Consider the following 22,907-nt stretch of genomic DNA (forward strand, 5'->3'; position numbering starts at 1 on the left):
TTTCTCTCACTTCCCCTGACCGATTTCCTTCGAAATAGTTCCCACTAAATCATTCTGGATCGCAATCCGAGCTTGACGTACGGCATTCTTAATCGCAACTGCGTTGGATGATCCATGGCTTTTAAGTACTAGACCATTCGTTCCAAGCAGCGGAGCCGCTCCATGCTCTTTATAATCAAACTTCTTAAACTGGGATAATCCCGGTTTCATAATGAGTGCTGCAAGCTTTGTAAACGCAGAACGCATGAATTCTTTCTTCAACATGGAAAGCAATGTTCCTGCTGCGCCTTCAAGCGTTTTTAACATAATGTTACCCGCAAACCCGTCACACACAATCACGTCGCATGTTCCTTGCAGAATCGTCTTCGACTCAATATTACCTACAAAATGAATCGGACTTTGTTCCAAGATTGGGAAAGCTGCCTTTGTCAGCTCGTTACCCTTCATCGCTTCTGTCCCGACGTTAAGCAAACCAACTCGCGGCTTTGCAACGCCATGAACTTTCTCACGATACACACTTCCCATTACAGCAAACTGCTTAAGCTGCTCGGGTGTAGCATCCATATTCGCGCCTAAATCAAGCGCAAGTACGCCTTTTCCATCTATAGTCGGAAGCATTGGAGCAAGCGCTGGACGTTCAATACCTGGGATACGACCAACAACAAGTAAACCAGTTGTAAGCAATGCCCCTGTATTTCCAGCAGAAATCATCGCTTCCGCTGCTCCTTCTTTTACTAGTCTACCCGCGATTACCATGGAAGCATCCTTCTTGCGACGAACCGCTTTCACAGGCTCATCATCAGGACCAATGACTTCTACTGTATGTTCAATCGTTACATTTGCAGGAAGGGTAGGTGAAATCGCATGAATCTGCTCACGATCTCCAACCAAGATCAAATTCACATCTGACCACTCTTTTGCCGCTGCCAAAGCACCTTCGACAATTGCCTGCGGCGCATGGTCGCCACCCATGACGTCTATTGCTATCCGCATACTCTAGCCTCCTAAGCCACAGCTCATCATATCATGCTTATAAAACGATGGTCAAAAAAAATAATATGTAAACCGCACCGCTCTAGCAGATCATCCTCCACTGACTGGCGGTATAAAAGCGACAACCTCTCCACGCTTAACCACTTGCTGATCGTCTGCAAACTTTTCGTTTACGGCGACCATCATAACTTCTTGTTCTTGCAAACCAAATCTTTCACTCATATGTTGCTTCAATTCCTGAATCGTCATCCGATCCTGATCAATCAAGACTTGCGCATCGCCGACAACTTCCCTCATTCGAGCAAACAGCAGCACTTTAATCATCCTTGATCATCTCCAGTTGGTTTACCAGTTGGATATGGCGTTGTTCCTAACTGATCTCCGATCCACATCTCACCATCGGACCAATGTTCTTTTTTCCAAATCGGCACGATCTCTTTGATCCGCTCAATCGCATATCGATTCGCTTCATAAGCTTCTGCACGATGGGCAGTTGCAACTGCGATTACGACCGCAATATCACTAATCTCAAGGCGCCCAATTCGATGCCAGATCGAAGTAACCGTACCGGACCAACGCTCGGCGATCTCATCACCAATCTGACGTAGTTTATTCTCAGCCATCTCTTTATAGGCCTCATATTGTAAAAAAAGTGTCTGCTTGTCTTGTGTCATCTCACGCACGGTCCCTGTGAATGTAAGCACAGCTCCAGCGTTGCGATGGATGACAGCCTTCGAGACAGCATCTATAGATATTGGCTCTGTCGTAATGCCGAAAAGCTCGATCATAAGGGTACAGCTCCCATTGAGTGTACAATGACGAACGTGCCTTCAAACACTAACTCATCCCCCACATAAGTAAATACTTCAACTTTCGCTTTCCCCTTCGATATGGAACGAACGTAAGCCTTTGCAATACATTTCTCACCGAGCCTTACCGAACGAATGAAGCGAATGTTCGCTGATCCCGTGAGCGCAATTTCATCATTAATAACGGCAACTGCAAGGGAATTGGCTTGTGAGAAAATATGATGACCCCGCGCAATCTGCGTACGCGAGAAAACGTGTTCTTCTTTTAATTCAAAAATAGAGATTCCGCTCTTATCGAGCTGCAAATCAATCACTTCACCAATAATTTCGCTAAGCGGCAAAGAACGAACTTGATCATAAGACTCCGCCATCTGCTTAATCCGCTCTCGCAATTCTGGAATGCCTAGTTCTAGGCGATCCAGACGAACGGTTTGGATGCTCACTTCAAAGCGGCGCATTAACTCTTCGTCTGTCATGAATGGATTATCCACAATCGCTTGTTGGAGTTCTTGCTGTCTTTGCCTCTTGGGAAGACGTGCCATCAGGAGCACCCCCTTGTGATGTATAAGGAACTTCTATTACCTGATCCTAAAGTGTAGTATATATAAATTGTGTCCAAAAGGAAAGCTTTGCTTGTTTAAGAGACAACTAGAAACAGTTTAGTAAGCAAAAAAATAGCACCCCATCTTAATGATGAAGTGCTATCTTTCCCGGCGATAAGTATATTATGCCTTAACGATTTCTCTGCCTTTGTATGTTCCGCAAGTTTTGCAAACACGATGAGAAATTTTCAATTCTCCACATTGTTCACATTTCACCATTCCTGGAACTGCTAATTTAAAGTGAGTACGACGCATGTCGCGGCGTGTTTTAGATGTTCTTCTCTGAGGTACTGCCATCTCTTCCCACCTCCTTTATAAAATTCACATTGCTGTTGTTGTGCATGGTTTCATTGCTTAAAAAAATCAGCTAGTCCCGCTAAACGGGGATCAATGTTATCTTCTTTGCAACCACATTCGCCTTCGTTACGGTCATGTCCACAAGTGGGACATAGGCCAAGGCAATCCGTTTTACACAGAGGTACATACGGCAGCTCAACAAGTACATTTTCCACGATAAAAGGCAATAAATCAACCTTATCCTCGGATACAAGGTAAATGTCTTCCGACTCAACACCTTCTATCGCTTCCTTTTTCTGCGTAAACAGCTCTTGGAAAGGGATATGGAGAATTTGCTTTGCGGGTCCTAAACAACGTGAACAGCTCTGTTCGAGCTCCAAATCCATCGTTCCTTCTACTTTAACAACTCCACCAACATGACTTGCATGAAGATTAAGCTGTAAGGGTCCGAAAGTTAATACATCTTTACGAACTTTCAAAGTTGAAGAGAGGTCAATTTGACCTGTAATTGGAACCGCTTGTTCCTGGGCGGCTAATTCTTTAATGTTTAATAGCATGACGATCACTCCAAACAAACAAAAATAATTATATCGACTTATTCAACCCTTTGTCAACCTGATAATGCAAAACACCCATTATTGCTGGGACAAACTATCCAAGTATTTGAGCGCATCTTCCATCGTACCAATCGGCACAATTTTCATTTTAGTTCCAATATCTTTGGCTCTCTCTAGTGCCTCAGAGTAATTGTTCACCTTCTGACCGCTGGCTGTCACATAATCTTTCGGCGCAAAAAAGATTTCTGCTCCTTCACGCGAAGCGGCAACCACTTTATGCTTAATCCCACCAATCGGTCCAACTTGCCCATCAACGGTAATTGTACCCGTTCCTGCGATCCGGTGTCCTTTGGTAATATCTCCCGCCATGAGTTGATTATAAATCTCAAGCGCGAACATTAGACCCGCAGAGGGTCCACCGATTTCTCCGGCATGCACTTCCACTTGCTTCTCAGGCTGATCTGCTTTCACAGATTGTACATCGGCAAGCTTCGTAATACCAAGACCTGCACGCTTAGGAGCTGGTGTTGGTGTGCTCGTTGGAACTGGAGACCCGTTTGGTTTGGCAGCGTTGTTGTTCTCATCTGGCAAAATACCAAGTGCAATCGATGCTGTATTCGGCTTACCTTCACGTGTGTATACAACCTGCACGGTGTCGCCTTCCTTCTTGCCTTCAAGCGACTTAAGCAAATCCTCCGCAGAACCAATCGTCTGATCATTAATCTTCGTAATGATATCGCCACTTCGAAGTACAGATGCAGCAGGCATGCCGTCAATGATCCGCATCGTCATAACGCCGTCGCCCGAGATGTGATAAGGCACCTTCGCAGCTTTATAAGCAGCTTGAATCGCACTGCTCTGTGAAGACATCATAACATATTGCTGGCGATGGGCATATTCATCTTCAGACTCACCCGGTTGAAACAGATCTTTGCGCATATGCAGCTCTTGATAAGGGTGAACGAGTGCAACCAAATACTTGACCACATTCGTGCTTGCAACAAGCACTGTCGTGAGCATCAGCTCCCCTCTCTCCTCATCCGCTCCACCTTGTACCGTTACCATTGGCTTTATCTGCTCTGCGGTTCCCGGCTTATAAATGACATACGGTAGTCGAATAAACACGAGCACATAAATCAATATGATTCCAATAATAACGGACGTAAAGATCCGTGTATTCGAAGTTTTCTTCTTCACTTTCTTCGGTTCATAGCCTGCCCCTTCACGTATATCCTCCGGTATGGCCGGCTCCTGGTCTTCCCGATCTGACATCTATAATCTCTCCTCTATAAAAGTTGTCCCTACGCTTTTAGGTACTTCTATATTATGTAACGAGGGCTTGGTCTAAACGATTTTTTTCGGGCGTAAATATGTACGAATGAATGTGATGGAGATGGTCGTGATGTCAATTTGGAATGAAAAAATAGTAACGCCAAGACGTGGCACCTTATTACTAAGCCTTGCATCAGCTGCATGCGTAGCTGTTATTATCGCATTTCCAGACCAAGCATTTCAAGCTTCGCTAAATGGGCTGCAAGTGTGGTGGAAGTATGTATTCCCCGCATTACTGCCTTATTTCATTCTAACAGAACTGCTGGTCGGTATGGGACTTATTCACGGGATCGGCACACTCTTAGATCCACTTCTTCGTTGGACACTTCGTCTTCCAGGGGTCAGCGGGTGGGCAATTGCAGTTGGAGCGATTAGTGGATTTCCGACTGGGGCAAAGGCAACAGCCAAGCTGCGATCTGAGAATCTCATCGGACAACATGAGGGGGAACGACTCCTTGCAATCTCCCATCTTGCATCGCCAGCACTGGTGCTTACTGTGATCGGCGTGTCGTTCTTTGCAAGTCCTGCTATCGGTGGATTGCTGCTTACTGTGCATTATTTAACTGCGATCATGGCGGCGATTGTGCATTTTCGTGAGGGTCGTAAGAAGGAGAAGCCATGTGGAGTTGGGCAACTCAACGTGGGTGTTGAGGGGAAATCACATGAGGCGATTAGTGAACGTAATGGAAATGAAGAACGTCTTGTCGTTGCAAAAGAAAATCAACAGTCGGAAAGACTGAATGCTCACAGCCGTAGGAGCTCTCCCTTGGCCGCTATGAAGGCTGCCCATGTAAGAGATGGACGTTCCTTCGGAAAGCTGCTCGGCGACTCTGTGACGAGCTCTGTGGGCAATCTGATGGTGATTGGTGGCTATATCTTGATGTTCTCTGTTCTGCTGCATGCGCTAACGATGACAGGTGTAGCAGCGGGTCTAACTTCGCTGCTTGGTGTGGTCATGCCGCACGACGTTGCGGCATCAGCGAGCGCAGCGGTACGTGCCCTCTTGAGCGGCTTCCTTGAGCCGCATCTGGGCGCGTACGCGTGGAGCCAGAGCGGCCTGCCTCTGATGTGGCAGGTCGCTGGCGCCGCCTCCGTGCTCGGCTGGGGCGGCCTCTCCGCGCACGCGCAGGTGCGCGCGCTCACGCAAGAAACGGACCTCCGGTACGGTCCGTTTCTACGCTTCCGCCTGCTACACAGCGTGCTGGCGGCGGGTCTTACGGTCGCCCTCTGGCGACCGTGGCTTGCGCTGGGCGGTGGCAGCCAGCCCAGCTTCTTCGACGCGGCGGCAGGCTCGAGCGCCGCGCACGAACAGGCCACAGCCTATGGCATGTGGCCGATGATGCAGCAGATGGCGGTAACGCTTGCGTTAACCTTAGCCGTCATCTGCTGCATATCTTGGGTTCTACGCGCAGCTATGCGCCTTGCGAAGCGTAGTTAGCTTTTGCCGAGCGAAGTAGGATACTTCACACGAAGCGCTTCCTCTACTTCTGGCGGTACGAGCTCTGAGATCGGACCGTGGAATTTAGCAATTTCACGTACGATCGATGAGCTTAAATACGAATATTGCGGTGTTGACGTCATAAAGAATGTCTCTACTTCATCACTTAATTTACGGTTCGTCGAAGCCATTTGCAGCTCATACTCAAAATCAGATACTGCACGCAAGCCTCTTACAACGACGTAGGCTTGACGATCTCTCATATAATTGACGAGTAAATCACGGAATCCATCAATCTCAATATTCGGCAAATCTTTGGTCGCAAGGCGAAGCAATTCCATCCGTTCTTCTAATGAAAAGAGTGGATTTTTCGACGTATTGTTAAGCACAGCAACGATTAGCTTATCAAACACTTTTGCAGCACGATGAATAATGTCCAAATGCCCGTTCGTTACGGGGTCAAAGCTTCCTGGATATACCGCAACCCTCATATTTTTCACGGATTGTTCCATGGTATTACATTCACTCCTTATGGGATGAATCTATATGATTATAATTATAAATACTTACAGCAATCTCACCATACTCCGTACGACGCTCCCAAACACAGCCTCCGATCGTCTTCGGCAACTCATCAGCTGAATCCGTCTCCACGACGATAACAGCGTCCTCTGCAAATAGCTCTCCTTCTTCAAGAAGCGTCAGCAATTCTTCAATTATTTTCAATCGATACGGCGGGTCCAAGAACACATAGTCAAACTTAACTCCACGCTTCGCAAGCAATTTAATGGCACGATTCGCATCATTGCGATAAACTTCCGCTTGATCGCGTAATTTCGTCACGTCCAAATTATGTACGACCGTATCTATACTTTTCTTATCCATGTCGATAAAGATCGCCTTGTCCACACCGCGACTAAGTGCCTCGATCCCGAGTCCACCTGTACCTGCAAACAAATCAAGCACCATGCCGCCGTCAAAATAAGGACCAATCATCGAGAAAATAGCTTCTTTTACCTTATCTGTCGTTGGGCGTGTCTTCATGCCCGAAACCGCTTGTAATGATCTACCTCTAGCCTTACCTGAAATGACTCTCACGAATGTTCGACTCCTGTTATAAGCATTTATTCCATGCTATCGTAACACATTACGCTTAAATTGCACAAAACCATAAATATGTTTCCTTTAAAATATTTAACTTTGTGCGCGTATATATTCATCCCAAATCGTCAATCCTACTATCATCGACATCAAAAGTGTCGTAGACAACCGCGGAGAAGACTTACGTTTCCCCATAAGCTCTTCGTCCGGTTTCTCCTCTCCCATGAAGGGACTCTCGTAAGAGGGTCCCAGATAAAAGCCCTTGTTAGCTTATCTAACGAGGGTTTTTATCTGTTTATTGTCATGTTCAGATGGCACAAGTTGGAAAAAAACCACCTCTATTAAGATAGAGGTGGCTTTAAGGGTTCGCTGCATGTTTTTATATTTAGAAGAAATTTCCACAAACCGTGCAAGAGATAATAACTAAAAGAATAAATAACACAAGAATTGAACCTGTGGAAGTAAAGCCTCCACCACCCCAACCAACTACTTCACCCATGGTTTCATCCCCCTCTCGGTCCAGCTATCGGTATCATATGAATTTCATGATTCGTTGCTTGGACGTTTATACGGGGTTGAGCGATGGATTATTTTTTATATTTTTTCCAATCTAATTTGCTGTTCTCGAGCAAGTGTCCAAAATCATTATCCAGACGCTTCTGCTCTGCTTTGCGCTCGACTTCTGCCTTCTCACGAACTTCAGCTTTACGTTGATCTTCAGCATCTTTAAGACCCTTGGAAGCCGCTTGAAGCTTCTCCAGTACATCCGAACGAAGCATATCTTTCAGTGTGGAAGGCTGGTCTTGTGCAGCCGGTTTCGTGCTCGTAGCTTGGTGTCTTTGTTTCTTTGCCATGTCTATCACCTCATGAAAACTTTAATCGAATACATCCATTATACCACGAACCGCCTTAATCTGGTTTGCTAACGCGCCAAGTAGGATGATCACATCGTATAAACAATTATTACAGTGTTCTGGCGATCTCTATCGCTTGATTGATCACTCTTTCCTTTTTCCCTGGAGCTGCATCCTTGTTTGTATCCATGCCCTCCATATAGATCGTTTCGATCCGTTAAGGATTTGTTACGAGAGAAAGAACGGAAGAAGATCGTCGGGGGGCTTTCGCAGTATTAACACGAGAAGGCAAAAAAGCGTTTCTCGCCACCTGGCCAACCTATGCGGATGGGATATCGAACTATTTTCTCAGCGTCTTGGACGAAGAAGAACGTACGGCTATCGAAAAGGGGCTGTCTAAAGTGTACCGCGCTCTTCAGGATGAACGCTGAACGAATCGTGAAAGAACCGATGAATGTCTGAGTTTCTGGTATCTTTGAATAACAAATAGGAGCCATTCTCAACAAAGAACGACTCCATTTCCTATGCTGTTAACGTAGCACGAACAAAAGCTACCACTCCAACTGCTTCTACCGCGCCAAAATATCCTTCATCGACGTATCGATGGTTACGAATAATTGGACGGTTATCGTTATCCTTACTCTAGTCGATAAGCAGACAACTTCACGAAAGAGAAACCCGCTAGTTTCAGCTTCGGTACAGCCTTCATGACACCTTCTGCTGTACTTTTCTCAGGATGATTCATGTGCATGAGTACGATTGAACCGGGCTTAGACTTGGTTAATGCCTGATCAATCTGATCGGTGTTATATGTAGCTCCTGCATCGCCAAGTACATTGAAATTCACGGCTTGCATCCCAAGTGCCTGCACAACTTTTACAGCAATTTCATCATAGTAGGCCGTACCTGAGCGGAAGAAAAGTGGTCTACGACCGGTCAATGATTCGATTTTATCCGCATTCATCTTGACCTCATCAATGACTTCGCTAACACTTTTCGTACCCACGATGTTATAAATAGACCTTCCTGTAACCGATAGTGGACGATGCTCATGTCCGTGATTTTCCAATTCAAACAAGGAATTAGAAGCTAATTGCTGAAAAAGATCCGCATTCGTATCAATCCACCGTGCATTTATAAACAACGTTGCTGGAATTTGCTCTTGTATCAAATAATCGATCAGTTCTTTGTCATAGCCATTACCCGCTTGCCCGCCTCCGCATGCATCAAATGTTAGGGCGATCACTTTATCTGTCGTTTGCAAACGTGTACGGACGCCTGAAACTCTTTCTCCCCACTGCGTTGGGGTCTGATGCGCGAATTGATCCATCAGCTTCTGTCTGTCGAACGAATTGTTCACATTCGGTAATGGTGTAGGAGAAGGTAGGGCAGATGGCAATGATTGAGGTGTTGCAGTGTTTACAGCCGATGCGGATGGTGATTGGGTTTGTGTTGCAACCGTTAATGAATTAGAGCTGTTTCCAGCACAGCCCGCAAGTAAACTCATACCCAGTGCTATGCTGAATAAGACGACGAACCTTCTTTTTTCCATATCATCTACCACCTCTCACAAAGAAAAAGGATAAGTAATCCGACATACTTCCAGATCTACTTATCCTTCGTTTACTTCTATTTATTCAACCGCTTGTACTAATTTCTCTTTGCAGAATTCATCTAGCACCGCTGCCTCTTCATCTTCCAATTCAAAATCAAGCACATTCAGCGATCCGCGCTCAATAATTTCATGCTTAAGCATGTCCATCTTCGCGTCTTCAACGCGATAAACTGCTCTTACATAAATGCCTTTATCTGAATACAATTCGTCATCCTCAGGGACTTCGATATCGACGATAAACTCATATCGCTCTCCCGTTAAGATGCCAAATGGATCTTTAATTAATTCAACACTGTAGCCTGTAATCGTCAGCATACTCGTCACTCCTTCTCATTGCTGCCTTCATTATACATCAATTTGTAGAGAAGGAAAGATTCCTAGCTATTGCATTTTACCTTCTACATCCTTTTACCATCTGCGCTATGAGCAATTAATTGAGAGAGTCGATTCAGCTTCGTCTCTTCCTTCTTCGCGCTGATGATCCACCAAATCAATTTTTTTCGGTAAGATTCCGGTTGTTTATTGAAAAAATCCCAAGCGATTTGATTGGATTGGAATTGTTGTTCCGAAGCTTCATCGAACTTTATTTCATCACGTTGTTCAAACGAATAGACACCCGACTTTTTCTCCGAACGCTTTGCATAAGCCTGCAGTCCTTCAGCTTGCATCCGGCCCTGACTAGTTAAATCTTCGACACGCCCAATATTAACCGAACTCCAGATACTACCCGGCTTACGAGGTGTGAATCTAATCTTATAACTTTGCTCGTCAATCCCTTTGCGCAGCCCGTCAATCCAGCCTACACAGAGCGCCTCATCTACCGATTCCGGCCACGTGATGCTTTGTTTACCTGAATTCGTTTTGTAAAAGCCAACCCATTGCTACCAACCCATTGCTCCAGTTTTTCCTTATGGTTGGCTGATAGCCATTTTTGAAAATCAGAGGGAGTTTCGAAATAAAGCACTTCACTCAACCTTACACCTCCTAAATGATCAGCTTAAACAAAAAAAAGAAAAGGCACTCGTCCGCTGGGACCAATGCCTGTGTCATTCTTATCATAGATGCTTTTCTATTAAGCGTCTAACCACACTGTCTTATCTGCAAAAGAAACGCGTTTCGCTAGCGGCTGATCCATGTCTGGGTATCCAACGTAGACAAAGCCAACGAACTGTTCACCTTCGTTAAGACCGAAAGCAGCGGACATTTTATCGTGATAAGTAGGATCACCTGTACGCCATACTGCACCAAGTCCCAGGGAGTGAGCTGTTAACAACATGTTCTGCACAGCAGCATGCGCTGCCGCCATCTCTTCAATCCAAGCTGCATTCGCAGTTGGTGTTGCAGCAATCGCAATTACAACTGGGGAACGGAACGCTTTTTGTGCATGTTTAGCGCGGAACTGATCCAATTGCTCACCAACTAGCTCATCATCTTGACCTTCATAGGCAATGTCTGCATACGCTTGTCCAAGAACATTACGGCCTTCACCTGTCATAACGAAAAAGCGCCAAGGCTCGGTCTTCTTATGGTTCGGCGCCCAAGTTGCTGCTTCTAACAACTCTTCGATTAGTTTCGTATCTACTGCATCCGGTTTTACTTTTCCGATACTACGTCTATTTTGAATCGCTTCTTTTATATTCATTGTCTCTTCATCCCCAAATCATTCTTATTATTCGAACAATACAACCATGCTTATTATAAATGAGGCTATTCGAATCTGTAAATGATTTTTATTCTCAATTACATTGTCATCCTTTTTTAAGCTTACTTTCATGTTTCCACTAAATAATTTACTTATAATGGAAATAGATCAAAACACTTAGTTTGGAGGGATGGCAATGAACAGAAACTTCGTTTCCTTCTGTAAAGGCGTTAGTTTTGCTTTTATTTCGATCGGGGCTTTGCCGTTCTTAATCGTCAAAAGCTTCCTTGAATTGTAACTTCCTTGTTCAGGTTGCTTGCTTCTAAGTGATAGCGACCTTTTTGATATAAATGTCAAAATAAGGTGTCCATTCCACACGGTTCGATGAGCGAAGGATTATCATTTGCGACCTTCCCAACTTGCGGGGAAACCGGATAGGCTTGCATGTCAGCAGCAGGAAATGGTACTAACACTTTCTGTAATGCCGCCACATCATGCATGTCGCGATCTAGCCATAACTGTTCATGTTCGGGTTGTAGAATGACGGGCATACGATCATGAATCGGTGCAACAACAGGGTTTGACGACGTCGTAATAATCGTACACGAACTCACTTTTCGTCCATCTTCAGCTACCCACATATCATACAATCCAGCCATCGCAAACAAACTTCTACTCTTCATTACAATCCGCATCGGCTGCTTCTCTTTCCCACGACCTAATTGCTGCCAGTCATAGAATCCATCAGCAGGAATCATGCATCGTTTACGTAACAAAGGTACGCGAAAGGCAGGCTTGTCCAATAACGTTTCCGCTCTCGCATTGATCATTTGAAATCCAACTTTCTCATCCTTCGCCCAATTCGGAACCAATCCCCACTTCAGAGGTCCTAGACGATTATGTTGTCCATCGTTAATGATCGCTGGTAACAGTTGCCCAGGTGCAATATTGTACCTGGGTTCGTACTGTATACGCCTATCTCCATAAATGGAGAAGCGCAGCATTAATTCCTCTTCCGTTACGGTTATGGTGTAACGTCCGCACATGGATATCCTTCCTTTCACAACACGCTAACCCTTAAATAATATAAATAACCCGATAAGGAAAAAGCAAACTCCCCCAAACCGAGTCGAGAATTTATACAGATCGGAAGGTTCTGTAGCGTCATTTGATTTCCAGCTCTCTGTTATTAACCATACGACTGCCGGAAATAGGAGCATGCATCCTCCAACAATCGTAAAAATAATCCCGAACAAAATCATCGCTACCACACCGTTCCCCATCACGATCATTATAGTCAAATCATACCAATTCCATCCTGTTGCTGAGAAGCCTCTTTTTTCAATTCAGAAATAAATTTCTCCTTATAAAATAAAACCGGACAGCCCCTCGATTAGAGAAGCTGTCCTTCTTATACTGAAACACATGAGTGTGTTCAAAAAGTTAAACGAAAGAGAAAAATGCACTGGAGGAACGGAGTGTTCGCCTTTGAAATCGTGAAAATACCATTAAATCAATTCAGATTCACGATTGAGACAGCGACCGGAAGTGCTTTTTTCTCTGTAGTGACCCGACTTTTTGAACACACTCTACACCGTAATCGACACAAACTTCGTCTCTAAGAAACCGTCCATCCCATAGACGCCGCCTTCCCGACCGATACCGCTTTCCTTCATACCGCCGAATGGCGCTTGGGTTTGTGTAGGTGAACCATCATTTATCCCAACAATACCGTACTCCAATTGCTCTGCCATGCGGAAGCAACGACTCACATTCTCTGAATACGCATAGGCAGCCAGACCATAATTCGAGTTATTCGCCATCGTAACAACCGAAGCTTCATCCTTGAAAGCAATGACTGGAATGACAGGGCCGAAGGTTTCTTCGTACACGATCTTCATCTCTTCATTCGCCTCTACAAGCACCGTTGGTTCGATGAAGAAACCATTGCCATAATCCCCATCTGTCAATCGGCTCCCACCATGAGCAACGCGCGCGCCTTGCGACATCGCATCACGGATATGATCGAGCACTTTATTCAGTCCACGTTCATTCACGAGTGGTCCAATCTCCGTATCTTTCTTCCTGCCATCGCCAACTTTTGCTTTCTTCAATCGTTCAACTAGCTTTTCTGTAAAAGATTCTACAACCGCTTCATGCACATACAGACGGTTCGCACTAATACACATCTGACCGCAGTTACGGAACTTGCTCTCGAATAAGCCTTCCACTGCCGCATCCAAATTTGCATCATCAAATACGATGAACGGCGCATGGCCACCAAGCTCCATGCTAACGCGCTTCACTTGCTTGGCTGCACCTTCCATCAGTAATTTACCAACACGCGTTGAACCTGTGAACGCAATTTTGCGTACTTTCGGATTATCAATGAACGCTTGACCGATTGACTCTGGCTTCCCTACGACCATATTCACGACGCCTTTAGGGAATCCTGCCTGTTCGAACAATTGGAACAATCGAATCGCGCTAAGTGGCGTACCTTCTGCTGGTTTCCATACCACCGTACAACCTGCCGCAAGCGCAGGAGCAAGCTTGCGTGCTGCCATATTCACAGGGAAGTTCCAAGGTGTAATCGCTGCGACAACACCAACTGGCTGACGAAGCACCATGATTCGTTTGTTCGAGACAGAGGAAGGCACGGTGTCTCCATATACCCGCTTCGCTTCTTCTGCATACCACATGAAGTTATCAGCAGCACCGAGAACCTCACCTTTCGCTTCACGCAGCGGTTTACCCATTTCTAAAGAGATTAACTCAGCCAATTCATCGCGATGATTGCGAACGAGTTCATATAAATTGTATAAATACTTCGAACGCTCTCTTGCCGTTAATTGCGACCAGCTAGCGAAAGCAGCATGCGCTGCATCTATCGCCTTATCTGCATCCCGACCATCCCCGAATCCTACAATACCTGCTTGATCGCCCGTAGCAGGATTCACAACCGTAAGTGTCTCTTCGCTTTCTGACTCTAACCACTCACCTTGAATAAAAATTGATTTTGTCGCTTCCATCATCGAATACCTCCAAGATTCAAATTCGTTATACCGGTTTCAACGCTTCAAATGGATTCTTGCACGATTTACAATAAAGAATGCTGCGACAGGCTGCCGGACCGAATAAGTTATCTAAGGTGGTATAAGGGGAATTGCAGTAAGGACATTCGATTTCCCATGGATCTTCTGGATTGTGATTTCGTGGAGGCGGGGCAATGCCGAATTGCTTCAACTTCTCCCTTGCTGGATCGCTGATTCGATTCGATGACCATGCAGGGTCATACCTGAATTGCACCTGAACTTCGAATACATGCTCTATACTAGAAAGCTTCTCAACAATCGCCAGGCGCATAATTTCCAGCGCTGGACAGCCTAGAAACGTAGGCAACACTTCGACTGTAATAACACCATCCTGCTCTTGTACGGCGTAAATCATGCCCATCTCTACCATACTCACTGGTGGAATTTCTGGATCTTTCACTTCATTTAAAAGCTTCCATAACAATTGCTCACGCTCTACATTTGGGCTTGCTTCCATGATCGCTGCACTCCTCTACCAATTCGCTGTAGGGTCCAACTTGTAGACAGCCGAGATGTTAGTGAGCGCACTAGCCAATTCTTCTGTATGCTGACCCAATCGTCCATTCACTTGTGAAACTTGCGGATCACCTAACCATGCGATGTGAAAAGCAGCAAATGCAGCTTGTGTTTTTTCATTGAACCGCTCCCGCATCACTTCTTCCGCCTCGATCAAGCCGTGCTTATTAAACGCATCACCATGTGCACCTAGGCTTAACAAGCCATCCAAGTCCTCCCACACGCTCTGAACTGCCTGAGTCATCCGTGCAGTTGCTTCCTCATTACTCGTAGCCAGCTGTTTCATCCAAGTTTGCCAATGCATCATATGATAGCGATGCTCGGTGATCATTTTGCGAGCGAGATGGGCAAGAGGGGTAAATGACGAATCCAGCAAGGCATCTAGACGAATCTGTTTGTACATGCCATACATATAGAAGCGCACAATCGCATACATCCAGTCATAGTGCGGCTGCTCCATATATCCCCCAGTGCCGTTCACTCGCTCTGCCAATATGCAGTTACGGAATTGTTCGGGTGAACGAAGCTGTGCCAAATCATCACTGCTCCCTGCTCCAAGCTCTTCCAATAAGGTGTACAACATCACCGCATGCCCCATCATATCCTGCGACATGGATGAGAATGCGACATCTTCTTCTATATGCGGTGCAAGCCCAAGCCATTCCGATCCCCGATAGGCAAGAATGAAATCATCATCTGCAAGTTGAAACAACAGTTCTTTCAAAGCTGCTGTATATTCCGGTTGCCCAGTGGCTTCATTCACCGATTCGATTTTTCTGATCTGGTTATTCGTATCCATCGTCAACCATCCTTTAACTGGTTTTGCTCGTATCGTTCTTTGTGCAGACGCCACTTGGTTTGCAGATCACCATATCCCTTCGTCTCTCGATAACTCTTATTATCGAGGCGTTCCAGATATTGACGCTCTTCTGGGGGCATCTCGTGAATATGCTCCCGCTTCACAACCCAGATGTTGTCACAAGCTTCACGCCGCAAAAAGTTTTCACGAGCCATGGCCATCGCAATCTCATGATTCGGTGCAAGCAAGCTGAATTGATGCGTAAAATGAGCAGAAGGTGATTTGCGATTAAACACTTCAAAGACGAAGAATCCATTTGATTCCTTAGACTGTTGATCCACACTCACTCCCCCTTAAACCGCATGATGCTGCTTAGACATGAGGGCATCGCGCACCCACTTGGCATCTTCGTAGGATAATTTTCGTAGCTGCAAGCGCTGATCGGAACAAGGTCCATGACCGCTCACGATTTGCTTGAACTCATCCCAGTCTGGTTGCTGGTACTGCCACATCTTAGTAGTAGGATCGTAGTGAATTGTCTCGTCTGGCAAGGTCAGTCCAAGATGGAATATTCGTGGTACATATTTTGTTAAAAAGATTTGGCGTAACTCTTCGTTCGTCTGTGTACGGATTTTGTATTGGATGTTGAGCTTCTGGTTGCTTGTGATCTTGCCATTATCAGGAGGTCCGAAGAACATAAGAAGTGGTGTCCACCAACGGGTGACGGCGTCTTGGAGCATTTGGAACTGAGCAGGTGTGCCTTCAGCAAGGGTGAGGACAATACTTTCTCCATGTTGGGCATGGAACTTCTCTTCGGCACATATTCGAGTTAGCGCGCGAGCATACGGTGCATAGGAGGATTCTAGCGACATTGTCTGTGTAATAATGGCTGCCCCATCGACTAGCCACCCGATAATCCCTGCATCTGCCCAAGTCGTAGCTGGCATGTGGAATACATTATGAAATTTAAGTCTACCTGTAAATAAATCGTTCATCAGGTCTTCACGAGTTTTGCCAAGCGGAGCAAGCAGGTCTTCCACTACCCGCAAGAGCAATTGACCATGACCCATCTCATCTTGGACTTTCGCCATAATCGCGAGTTTACGACGCAGCGTCGGGGCTTTAGGTACCCATTCTTTTTCCGGTAAAGCACCCATGATCTCACTAATGGCATGCATCGATATCAATTTAATGAGCTGCGCCCGATAATCGTCTGGCATCCAATCGTCAGCCTCGATTTTGTCGCCTCTATCGATTCGATCCAGAAAATGCCCCAGCCGATCTGCTTCAATTACGCTCATTTTCATCACGCTCCAATTATATAACGTTTATTTAACGTAATAATATCATTGTGTTATGGTAAATAAATAGAGGTCTTTGTCTGCTTTTCGAAAAACCTCCATGTGGTTGTTTATATAGCTAATTCGCATCAGGGGCAGTTTCAAATAAATGGAGAAAATATCGCTTTGCACCTGGATCTAGCAACGCATAATAACTGCGGAATAATGCATCCGCCTCATGCCCATTCCATAGCTCGGGTAGCAGCTCCTTCGGTAAGCCTGGATCGATGAACAAGAATTTCCGATACTCGTGAACAAGCTGTGTTTTGACAACAAAACAGTCACTGTCCTCGATTTCATGATTCTGCTCAATCTGATCGTGCAACTTCTCATAAGCTGGACGATACGTTTCAATAAAACCTGCATACGCCTCATTGATCTTATCGAGACTCCAACACTTCGCTACTAAATCCTGCTCAGAACTCATGCCCATGTGCTCGGAGCTAAACAGCTCAATGCAATCTGCAATTTCGTAGGCTTCAGCAATCTCCTTGACCCGATCGGCTAAATTATTCGGACTAATCCAAAGGCTATTCGCCAACATACCATATCCGAGCCAAGCTAACTCCTTGCGAAATTGATCTCGCATCGCCCGATTGTGCTCTGGAATGCTGTAGGTTGCCATATGCCACTTGCCATCCCATGGACGAGGTGCTTGCTTATAAATCCGGTCTGCTGCCTCATCTAAACGCTTCTTGCCCTTACCTGTCATCGAGTAATAAGAACGATTTCCAATTTTTCGCGCTGTTAACCATCCTTGGCTTACAATTCGAGAGATCGCGACGCGAACCGCTTGCTCGGACATACCGAAGTTCGCCATTAAGCGTGTTAGACTGCCGACCCAGATTTCACCTCCGTGATGACGTACATATTCTCCATATATAGTAAAAAGTAAGGATTGTGGCTTCAACTTGATTCAGCTCCATTCGACATTTTCCGCAACTTGGTACAGTTGTCGTTCATTATACCAACAAACATTCGGTTGTTAAAGAATGGAGTGTTCCTTATTCACCACATGAATCGCATGCCCCAAAGCCGCTTCAGCCGCCTCTAACCACACTTCGCTCAGTGTCGGATGAGGGTGTATCGTCAAGCTCAAATCTTCCACACGTGCGGCAAGTTCAAGCGCGAGTATCCCTTCACTAATCAAATTCGATGCATCTGCACCTACCACATGCATACCAAGCAAGATATGGCTTTGCGCATCCACGATCACCTCAGCAAATCCTGCACTGCAATCTGTCGCAAGTGCTCTGCCATTCGCACGATAAGGGAATTGACCGACTTTAATTAGATAGCCTCGCTGCTCCGCTTCTTCTCGTGTTAGTCCTACCCCTGCAATCTGTGGCTCTGTGAATATAACATAAGGGATGAACGCTGAATCCATCGCGCTGGATCGACCACCGATCACTTCTGCCGCAATGACCCCTTGTTTCGCAGCTCGATGCGCGAGAGCGACACCTGGTGTAATATCGCCTATTGCATATAGATGCGGGACATTCGTGCGGCACTGTGCATTCACAGGAACATATCCGCGTCCATCCACATGAACACCAAGCTGATCGAGTCCAAGATGCTCAGTATTCGGTGTGCGTCCAATCGTGACGAGCACTTTATCCGACACCACAGTGTCTGTACGTTGACTGCCGATAGCGTTCACGTGGAGCGTCACCTGATTGTCCTGTACAACGGATTGTTCCACTTTCGTAGAGGTATGAATGACCATTCCCAGCTTCTTCGCCTGTTTCTCGACTTCTTTAACGAGGTGAGCAGACACTTGCGGCAATATCCGCTCTGCCATTTCAATGATCGTAACGTGACAGCCTAATTTGGCATACGCCATTCCAAGCTCCATGCCGATATATCCGCCACCAATAATCGATAGTCGCTTTGGTAGCTCCATCAGCTGTAAGGCTACGCTTGAATCGAGTACATATTTCCCATCGATTTCAATTTCCCTTGGGATAAAAGGTCTTGATCCTGTTGCCACAATCGCTTGCTGAAACTTGAATGTTTGAAAATCTGCCTTCGTCTCTACCCCAATCCGATCTTTGGAAAAGAAAGTCGCATGACCTTTTACAACGGTCACATTATTTCGCTCACACAAATGCGCAATTCCTTTTTGCAAAGTCTGAATCGTATTATCCTTCCAACCTTGCCATCCACTCATGTCAAAATGCGCCTTACCCTCAGGCAAATGAATGCCCATTTTGTCAAGTTGATCAAGCTTATGAAACTGCTCTGCAGCATGAATCAGCGATTTCGAAGGGATACAGCCATGATTGAGGCATACACCGCCTAAGGATTCTTTTTCAATTAAGATGACCGATTTACCAAGTTGCCCAAGACGAATCGCTGCGGCATAACCGCCAGGTCCCCCGCCAATGACGACAACATCGGTTTCAACTGCAATTTCTCCGACTACCATTAGACCATCTCCGCTATTAACATTTCTGGATTTTCCAAGAGTTGCTTGATCCGATTCGTGAATCGTACCGCCATCACACCATCAATAATCCGATGATCAAAGGATAAGGACATATACATCATCGAGCGAATGACACTCTCATCTTGTCGCACGACATGGCGCTTCTCCACTTTATGCAGAGCCAATATGCCGACTTCCGGGTGGTTAATAATCGGTGTTGCATACAAGCCGCCAATAGCCCCCACATTACTCACTGTGAACGTTCCACCTGTAATCTGATTAAGTGTCAGCTTGCCATCTCTTGCTTGTGCAGCTAACGCGCTAATTTCCTCTGCGATTTGGAAAATCGTCTTCTGATCCGCATGCTTCACAACTGGAACGATCAAGCCATCCTGCGTATCTGTTGCAACTCCGATATGATAATACTGCTTGAGAATCATCTCATTAGTAGCATCATCAATGGATGCGTTTAGCTGTGGGAACTCTTTTAACGCGAAACATAACGCTTTGATAAAGAACGGCAAGAATGTCAGTTTAATTGAACGCTGCTCAGCAATCGACTTCAGCTTACCCCGCATCGCGAGTAATCCATCCATCTCAATCTCATCAACATGGGTCACATGCGGAATGATCGATACGGACTTCACCATGTGCTCAGCGATCTTCTTACGGATGCCCTTGATCGGTTGGCGCTGTTCCACTTCTCGCGAATGATTCATCACTTCTGACACAATCTCATTCAGATCTTGTTTCGCAAAAATAGGGCTAACTTCCACCTCAACTACTGTCTGCTTCTGGTGCAAACTTGCCGCATAGCGCTGTACATCTTCCTCTGTAATCCGCCCTGATGGCCCTGTTGACGTTACCTGTTCAATATCAACCTTGAGCTCCCTTGCTAATTGGCGAACATAAGGGGTTGCTAGCGCACGCTTTAACTTAGGCTGAAGCGCATGAACAGAAACGACTTGTCGATCTTCTTCCACACCAAGCACAAGCTTCTCTTCTGTCCAGCTAATACCTTCGACTTCAATGGCTGCCGCAACTTCAACCTCACTGTTATCATCTACGACGAACAATGTCTGCCCGACATGAACCGTATCGCCTTCAGCGAACAGAATCTTTTTCACAATACCGGTTACAGGTGAGGACAATTCTGCATTCACTTTATCCGTCTGCACTTCAACAATCGGCTGGTCTTTCTGTACTTGATCGCCTTCCTTCACTAGCCACTTCGAAATCTCCCCTTCATGCATGCCTTCGCCTACATCGGGCAGCTTAAACTCCACCATGAACGCGATCCTCCTTACCGTACTTAGAAAAGAATAGTTTCTGCAATCCCTTGTTTCACCCGTTGTTCAGACGGTAGGTAATCATCTTCAATCGCGAATTGCGGAACAGGAACGTCATAGCCTGTGATACGCTTAACAGGAGCTTTCAAGTAGACTAGGGCTTCATCGTTAATGAGAGAGATAATCTCAGCACCGATTCCCATTGTTTTATGAGCTTCATGAACAATAAGCGCTCGACCCGTCTTTTTCACAGAATCCACAATCGTGTCGCGATCCAGTGGGTATAACGTGCGAAGATCAATGACTTCAGAGCGCCATCCTCGCTCCGCTTCCATCTGCTTTGCCGCATTCATAGCAACTCGCAGCATCGAGCCCCAAGCGAATATGGAGACGTCTTCCCCCTCTTGCACAACCTTTGCCTTCCCAAGCGGTACACGGTACAACTCTTCAGGCACATCTTCTTTAAAAGCACGATAAATCTTCGCTGGCTCTAGGAATATAACCGGGTCTGGATCTTCGATTGCAGCAATTAATAGACCCTTGGCATCGTATGGATTACTCGGCACAACCACTTTAAGTCCAGGAGTATGTGCGAAGAACGTCTCAATACTTTCCGAATGAAGTTCTGGACCCCGAATCCCTGCACCATAAGGCGTACGAATGACCATCCCTGCTGGGAATTGACCTCTTGTACGGAATCGCATTCTCGCTGCATGAGAGATAATCTGTTCTAGACCAGGTTGGATAAAAGCAAGAAACTGAATTTCCACAACCGGAATAAAACCACTTAGTGCAAGCCCAATCGATGACCCCACAATACCTGCTTCGGCAAGTGGCGTATCAACAACGCGCTCAGCGCCATACTTCTCAATTAAACCCTCTGTTGCGCGAAACACACCGCCATTGACGCCAATATCTTGACCTAGCAGCATAACGCGCTGATCTTGCTCCATCTTTTGATCCATTGCTTCTGTTATCGCTTGTATGATGGTAATCTTACGGCTCATGCCAATAATCCTCCCTGTGCGATCATTGACTGCATCTGCTTCTCTTGCTCCTGAATTTGCCATGGTGCTTCTGCATACACATGCTCAAACATGGCGGTTGGCTTGGTTTTTGGATAACTCTCTGCATCGTGCAGCGCCGTTTCGACCTGCTCACTTAACCTTTGCAGCATTTGCTGCTCCTTCAGATCGTTCCAGAGCCCCTTCTTATCTAAAAAGAGTCTTAGGCGATGAATCGGATCACGCTGCGTGCGCCACTGTTCAGACAAGGCTTCCTGATCGCGATATTTCTTCGGATCATCGGCTGTGGTATGCGCACCATAACGGAACGTAATCGCTTCAATTAAAGTCGGACCTTTGCCAGCTAGTCCGTGCTTCATCGCCTGTCTGACCGCCATCCATACAGCGAGGATATCGTTCCCATCCACACGTATACCCGGAACATCATAAGCAGCAGCACGCTGCGAAATTGTTCTAGATGCGGATTGTTTATCGAAAGGCACACTGATCGCATACCCATTATTTTGGCAGAAGAAGATAACTGGCGCCTCAAATACACCTGCAAAATTAAGTGCCTCATGGAAGTCGCCTTCCGAACTTGCTCCATCTCCAAAGTAAGCAATACTTACGTTCGGCTCACCTTTGAGTTTACTGCCCCATGCTGCACCAACGGCATGCACCATTTGCGTTGCAATCGGAACGCACTGTGGTAAAATTCGTTTGTCATCGGGACAAACACTTGCATCCATATGCCCCATCCAGTAGAGGAACACACGCTGCATAGGCTGACCATGTGTTATTGTCGCTGCATGATCACGGTACGTTGGGAACATCCAATCTTTAGGTGAGAGTGCCATTGCACTGCCAACTTGAGAAGCTTCTTGCCCTTCAAACGGCGCATAGGTCCCCATCCGACCTTGTCGCTGTAAATGGACCGACTTGCGATCGAACACGCGAACGAGGTTCATCTGCTCATACATACGAAGTATCAATTCATCACTCAAATCCCCGTCCAGCTGTTGCAATAACTCGCCTTCTTGAGATAAGACTTCAAATAACTCAGGTACTTTGTGCTCGGTTGCCTTTGTCTGATGCGTGATCGGTTCAACTGACGTCGTGGTTAATTTACCATCGGTCACCAAATCGCACGCCTCCTCTCGAGAACGATCCATATTTTTGTATCATAAGAGTCCCTG

The 22,907-nt window shown here is 46.0% G+C and carries 29 protein-coding genes and 1 pseudogene; 1 reads left to right on the forward strand and 29 read right to left on the reverse strand.

All coding sequences use genetic code 11. The features are described 5' to 3' along the window. Positions 1-6 precede the first annotated feature (6 nt). The 7 genes from plsX to NV379_RS03910 form a co-directional block, all read right to left on the reverse strand. Positions 7-993: a phosphate acyltransferase PlsX gene (gene plsX, locus NV379_RS03880; protein WP_258205945.1), complete on the reverse strand. Its 987-nt coding sequence runs from the start codon at positions 991-993 to the stop codon at positions 7-9. Positions 994-1,083: 90 nt separating this feature from the next. Continuing rightward, positions 1,084-1,317 carry a molybdopterin converting factor subunit 1 gene (gene moaD / locus NV379_RS03885; protein ID WP_258205946.1) on the reverse strand — a complete coding sequence of 78 codons (234 nt, stop codon included), beginning with the start codon at positions 1,315-1,317 and terminating at the stop codon, positions 1,084-1,086. Further along, positions 1,314-1,781, reverse strand: coding sequence for a molybdenum cofactor biosynthesis protein MoaE (locus NV379_RS03890; protein ID WP_258205947.1), 468 nt, complete (start codon positions 1,779-1,781; stop codon positions 1,314-1,316). Before NV379_RS03890 ends, moaD begins: the two co-directional genes overlap by 4 nt. Next, positions 1,778-2,344: a transcription factor FapR gene (gene fapR, locus NV379_RS03895; RefSeq protein WP_258205948.1), complete on the reverse strand. Its 567-nt coding sequence runs from the start codon at positions 2,342-2,344 to the stop codon at positions 1,778-1,780. The genes NV379_RS03890 and fapR overlap by 4 nt, the downstream gene beginning before the upstream one ends. 183 nt (positions 2,345-2,527) lie before the next feature. After that, positions 2,528-2,701 carry a 50S ribosomal protein L32 gene (gene rpmF, locus NV379_RS03900; protein ID WP_258205949.1) on the reverse strand — a complete coding sequence of 58 codons (174 nt, stop codon included), beginning with the start codon at positions 2,699-2,701 and terminating at the stop codon, positions 2,528-2,530. Between the two features lie 50 nt (positions 2,702-2,751). Beyond that, positions 2,752-3,258 (reverse strand): YceD family protein, encoded by a 507-nt coding sequence (locus NV379_RS03905; protein WP_258205950.1) that lies wholly within the window; start codon positions 3,256-3,258, stop codon positions 2,752-2,754. Between the two features lie 78 nt (positions 3,259-3,336). Then, positions 3,337-4,530, reverse strand: coding sequence for a YlbL family protein (locus NV379_RS03910; RefSeq protein WP_258205951.1), 1,194 nt, complete (start codon positions 4,528-4,530; stop codon positions 3,337-3,339). Between the two features lie 130 nt (positions 4,531-4,660). On the opposite strand from NV379_RS03910, the gene NV379_RS03915 reads away from it, so the two are divergent. After that, positions 4,661-6,028, forward strand: coding sequence for a sporulation protein (locus NV379_RS03915; RefSeq protein ID WP_258205952.1), 1,368 nt, complete (start codon positions 4,661-4,663; stop codon positions 6,026-6,028). On the opposite strand, the gene coaD is transcribed toward NV379_RS03915, so the two are convergent. The 22 genes and pseudogenes from coaD to pdhA all read right to left on the reverse strand — a co-directional run bounded on the left by coaD (position 6,025) and on the right by pdhA (position 22,811). Further along, positions 6,025-6,540, reverse strand: a complete 516-nt coding sequence (gene coaD, locus NV379_RS03920) for a pantetheine-phosphate adenylyltransferase (RefSeq protein ID WP_258205953.1) — start codon at positions 6,538-6,540, stop codon at positions 6,025-6,027. The two genes, NV379_RS03915 and coaD, sit on opposite strands and share 4 nt — an antisense overlap. A gap of 10 nt (positions 6,541-6,550) precedes the next feature. Beyond that, on the reverse strand, positions 6,551-7,126 hold the full coding sequence (gene rsmD / locus NV379_RS03925) for a 16S rRNA (guanine(966)-N(2))-methyltransferase RsmD (protein WP_258205954.1): 576 nt from the start codon (positions 7,124-7,126) through the stop codon (positions 6,551-6,553). Between the two features lie 388 nt (positions 7,127-7,514). Then, the gene (locus tag NV379_RS03930) at positions 7,515-7,628 is read right to left on the reverse strand and encodes a sporulation protein YjcZ (RefSeq protein WP_258205955.1); all 114 of its coding nucleotides are present in this window, start codon (positions 7,626-7,628) and stop codon (positions 7,515-7,517) included. A gap of 88 nt (positions 7,629-7,716) precedes the next feature. Further along, entirely contained in the window at positions 7,717-7,983 is a 267-nt protein-coding gene (locus NV379_RS03935) for a YqkE family protein (protein WP_258205956.1), read from the reverse strand. Positions 7,984-8,620: 637 nt separating this feature from the next. Continuing rightward, on the reverse strand, positions 8,621-9,535 hold the full coding sequence (locus NV379_RS03940) for a polysaccharide deacetylase family protein (protein ID WP_258205957.1): 915 nt from the start codon (positions 9,533-9,535) through the stop codon (positions 8,621-8,623). An 81-nt stretch (positions 9,536-9,616) separates the two neighbouring features. Further along, the gene (locus NV379_RS03945) at positions 9,617-9,913 is read right to left on the reverse strand and encodes a DUF6509 family protein (protein WP_258205958.1); all 297 of its coding nucleotides are present in this window, start codon (positions 9,911-9,913) and stop codon (positions 9,617-9,619) included. Between the two features lie 83 nt (positions 9,914-9,996). Then, positions 9,997-10,266 carry a YdeI/OmpD-associated family protein gene (locus NV379_RS03950; RefSeq protein ID WP_258205959.1) on the reverse strand — a complete coding sequence of 90 codons (270 nt, stop codon included), beginning with the start codon at positions 10,264-10,266 and terminating at the stop codon, positions 9,997-9,999. A gap of 39 nt (positions 10,267-10,305) precedes the next feature. Next, positions 10,306-10,437: pseudogene (locus NV379_RS26250) on the reverse strand (YdeI/OmpD-associated family protein); the annotation flags it as partial. Continuing rightward, positions 10,416-10,571 (reverse strand): hypothetical protein, encoded by a 156-nt coding sequence (locus NV379_RS03955; protein WP_258205960.1) that lies wholly within the window; start codon positions 10,569-10,571, stop codon positions 10,416-10,418. The gene NV379_RS03955 and the pseudogene NV379_RS26250, both read right to left, overlap by 22 nt. Before the next feature lie 99 nt (positions 10,572-10,670). Continuing rightward, positions 10,671-11,240 carry a nitroreductase family protein gene (locus tag NV379_RS03960; protein ID WP_258205961.1) on the reverse strand — a complete coding sequence of 190 codons (570 nt, stop codon included), beginning with the start codon at positions 11,238-11,240 and terminating at the stop codon, positions 10,671-10,673. Between the two features lie 353 nt (positions 11,241-11,593). Then, positions 11,594-12,286 carry an SOS response-associated peptidase gene (locus NV379_RS03965; RefSeq protein WP_258205962.1) on the reverse strand — a complete coding sequence of 231 codons (693 nt, stop codon included), beginning with the start codon at positions 12,284-12,286 and terminating at the stop codon, positions 11,594-11,596. Between the two features lie 24 nt (positions 12,287-12,310). Further along, complete coding sequence (locus tag NV379_RS26155) at positions 12,311-12,532, reverse strand: DUF6199 family natural product biosynthesis protein (protein ID WP_373426068.1); 222 nt, start codon at positions 12,530-12,532, stop codon at positions 12,311-12,313. Between the two features lie 297 nt (positions 12,533-12,829). Next, positions 12,830-14,272 (reverse strand): NAD-dependent succinate-semialdehyde dehydrogenase, encoded by a 1,443-nt coding sequence (locus NV379_RS03970; RefSeq protein WP_258205963.1) that lies wholly within the window; start codon positions 14,270-14,272, stop codon positions 12,830-12,832. A 28-nt stretch (positions 14,273-14,300) separates the two neighbouring features. Continuing rightward, positions 14,301-14,792: a 1,2-phenylacetyl-CoA epoxidase subunit PaaD gene (gene paaD / locus NV379_RS03975; RefSeq protein WP_258205964.1), complete on the reverse strand. Its 492-nt coding sequence runs from the start codon at positions 14,790-14,792 to the stop codon at positions 14,301-14,303. A gap of 15 nt (positions 14,793-14,807) precedes the next feature. Continuing rightward, positions 14,808-15,650, reverse strand: coding sequence for a 1,2-phenylacetyl-CoA epoxidase subunit PaaC (paaC, locus tag NV379_RS03980; RefSeq protein WP_258205965.1), 843 nt, complete (start codon positions 15,648-15,650; stop codon positions 14,808-14,810). A 2-nt stretch (positions 15,651-15,652) separates the two neighbouring features. Beyond that, a complete protein-coding gene (gene paaB, locus NV379_RS03985; RefSeq protein WP_258205966.1) occupies positions 15,653-15,991 on the reverse strand; it encodes a 1,2-phenylacetyl-CoA epoxidase subunit PaaB in 339 nt (112 codons plus the stop codon). Positions 15,992-16,003: 12 nt separating this feature from the next. Next, positions 16,004-16,951 (reverse strand): 1,2-phenylacetyl-CoA epoxidase subunit PaaA, encoded by a 948-nt coding sequence (gene paaA / locus NV379_RS03990; protein ID WP_373426069.1) that lies wholly within the window; start codon positions 16,949-16,951, stop codon positions 16,004-16,006. Between the two features lie 118 nt (positions 16,952-17,069). After that, positions 17,070-17,900 carry a phenylacetic acid degradation operon negative regulatory protein PaaX gene (gene paaX / locus NV379_RS03995; protein WP_258205968.1) on the reverse strand — a complete coding sequence of 277 codons (831 nt, stop codon included), beginning with the start codon at positions 17,898-17,900 and terminating at the stop codon, positions 17,070-17,072. Positions 17,901-17,975: 75 nt separating this feature from the next. Beyond that, positions 17,976-19,418 carry a dihydrolipoyl dehydrogenase gene (lpdA, locus tag NV379_RS04000; RefSeq protein WP_258205969.1) on the reverse strand — a complete coding sequence of 481 codons (1,443 nt, stop codon included), beginning with the start codon at positions 19,416-19,418 and terminating at the stop codon, positions 17,976-17,978. Continuing rightward, entirely contained in the window at positions 19,418-20,707 is a 1,290-nt protein-coding gene (locus NV379_RS04005) for a dihydrolipoamide acetyltransferase family protein (RefSeq protein ID WP_258205970.1), read from the reverse strand. Before NV379_RS04005 ends, lpdA begins: the two co-directional genes overlap by 1 nt. Before the next feature lie 23 nt (positions 20,708-20,730). Next, the gene (locus NV379_RS04010; RefSeq protein WP_258205971.1) at positions 20,731-21,714 is read right to left on the reverse strand and encodes an alpha-ketoacid dehydrogenase subunit beta; all 984 of its coding nucleotides are present in this window, start codon (positions 21,712-21,714) and stop codon (positions 20,731-20,733) included. Then, a complete protein-coding gene (pdhA, locus tag NV379_RS04015; protein ID WP_258206210.1) occupies positions 21,711-22,811 on the reverse strand; it encodes a pyruvate dehydrogenase (acetyl-transferring) E1 component subunit alpha in 1,101 nt (366 codons plus the stop codon). Before pdhA ends, NV379_RS04010 begins: the two co-directional genes overlap by 4 nt. Positions 22,812-22,907: the final 96 nt, after the last annotated feature.

Origin of the sequence: Paenibacillus radicibacter, from assembly GCF_024721995.1 — a bacterium.
In the GTDB taxonomy this organism is placed as follows: Bacteria; Bacillota; Bacilli; order Paenibacillales; family NBRC-103111; genus Paenibacillus_AM; species Paenibacillus_AM radicibacter.

Coding starts and splice junctions, on each gene's coding strand:
- plsX (WP_258205945.1), bottom strand. CDS start 993: ATGCGGATAGCAATAGACGTCATGGGTGGCGACCATGCGCCGCAGGCA.
- moaD (WP_258205946.1), bottom strand. CDS start 1,317: ATGATTAAAGTGCTGCTGTTTGCTCGAATGAGGGAAGTTGTCGGCGAT.
- NV379_RS03890 (WP_258205947.1), bottom strand. CDS start 1,781: ATGATCGAGCTTTTCGGCATTACGACAGAGCCAATATCTATAGATGCT.
- fapR (WP_258205948.1), bottom strand. CDS start 2,344: ATGGCACGTCTTCCCAAGAGGCAAAGACAGCAAGAACTCCAACAAGCG.
- rpmF (WP_258205949.1), bottom strand. CDS start 2,701: ATGGCAGTACCTCAGAGAAGAACATCTAAAACACGCCGCGACATGCGT.
- NV379_RS03905 (WP_258205950.1), bottom strand. CDS start 3,258: ATGCTATTAAACATTAAAGAATTAGCCGCCCAGGAACAAGCGGTTCCA.
- NV379_RS03910 (WP_258205951.1), bottom strand. CDS start 4,530: ATGTCAGATCGGGAAGACCAGGAGCCGGCCATACCGGAGGATATACGT.
- NV379_RS03915 (WP_258205952.1), top strand. CDS start 4,661: ATGTCAATTTGGAATGAAAAAATAGTAACGCCAAGACGTGGCACCTTA.
- coaD (WP_258205953.1), bottom strand. CDS start 6,540: ATGGAACAATCCGTGAAAAATATGAGGGTTGCGGTATATCCAGGAAGC.
- NV379_RS03930 (WP_258205955.1), bottom strand. CDS start 7,628: ATGGGTGAAGTAGTTGGTTGGGGTGGTGGAGGCTTTACTTCCACAGGT.
- NV379_RS03935 (WP_258205956.1), bottom strand. CDS start 7,983: ATGGCAAAGAAACAAAGACACCAAGCTACGAGCACGAAACCGGCTGCA.
- NV379_RS03940 (WP_258205957.1), bottom strand. CDS start 9,535: ATGGAAAAAAGAAGGTTCGTCGTCTTATTCAGCATAGCACTGGGTATG.
- NV379_RS03945 (WP_258205958.1), bottom strand. CDS start 9,913: ATGCTGACGATTACAGGCTACAGTGTTGAATTAATTAAAGATCCATTT.
- NV379_RS03950 (WP_258205959.1), bottom strand. CDS start 10,266: ATGCAAGCTGAAGGACTGCAGGCTTATGCAAAGCGTTCGGAGAAAAAG.
- NV379_RS03960 (WP_258205961.1), bottom strand. CDS start 11,240: ATGAATATAAAAGAAGCGATTCAAAATAGACGTAGTATCGGAAAAGTA.
- NV379_RS03965 (WP_258205962.1), bottom strand. CDS start 12,286: ATGTGCGGACGTTACACCATAACCGTAACGGAAGAGGAATTAATGCTG.
- NV379_RS26155 (WP_373426068.1), bottom strand. CDS start 12,532: ATGATCGTGATGGGGAACGGTGTGGTAGCGATGATTTTGTTCGGGATT.
- NV379_RS03970 (WP_258205963.1), bottom strand. CDS start 14,272: ATGGAAGCGACAAAATCAATTTTTATTCAAGGTGAGTGGTTAGAGTCA.
- paaD (WP_258205964.1), bottom strand. CDS start 14,792: ATGGAAGCAAGCCCAAATGTAGAGCGTGAGCAATTGTTATGGAAGCTT.
- paaC (WP_258205965.1), bottom strand. CDS start 15,650: ATGGATACGAATAACCAGATCAGAAAAATCGAATCGGTGAATGAAGCC.
- paaA (WP_373426069.1), bottom strand. CDS start 16,951: ATGAGCGTAATTGAAGCAGATCGGCTGGGGCATTTTCTGGATCGAATC.
- lpdA (WP_258205969.1), bottom strand. CDS start 19,418: ATGGTAGTCGGAGAAATTGCAGTTGAAACCGATGTTGTCGTCATTGGC.
- NV379_RS04005 (WP_258205970.1), bottom strand. CDS start 20,707: ATGGTGGAGTTTAAGCTGCCCGATGTAGGCGAAGGCATGCATGAAGGG.
- NV379_RS04010 (WP_258205971.1), bottom strand. CDS start 21,714: ATGAGCCGTAAGATTACCATCATACAAGCGATAACAGAAGCAATGGAT.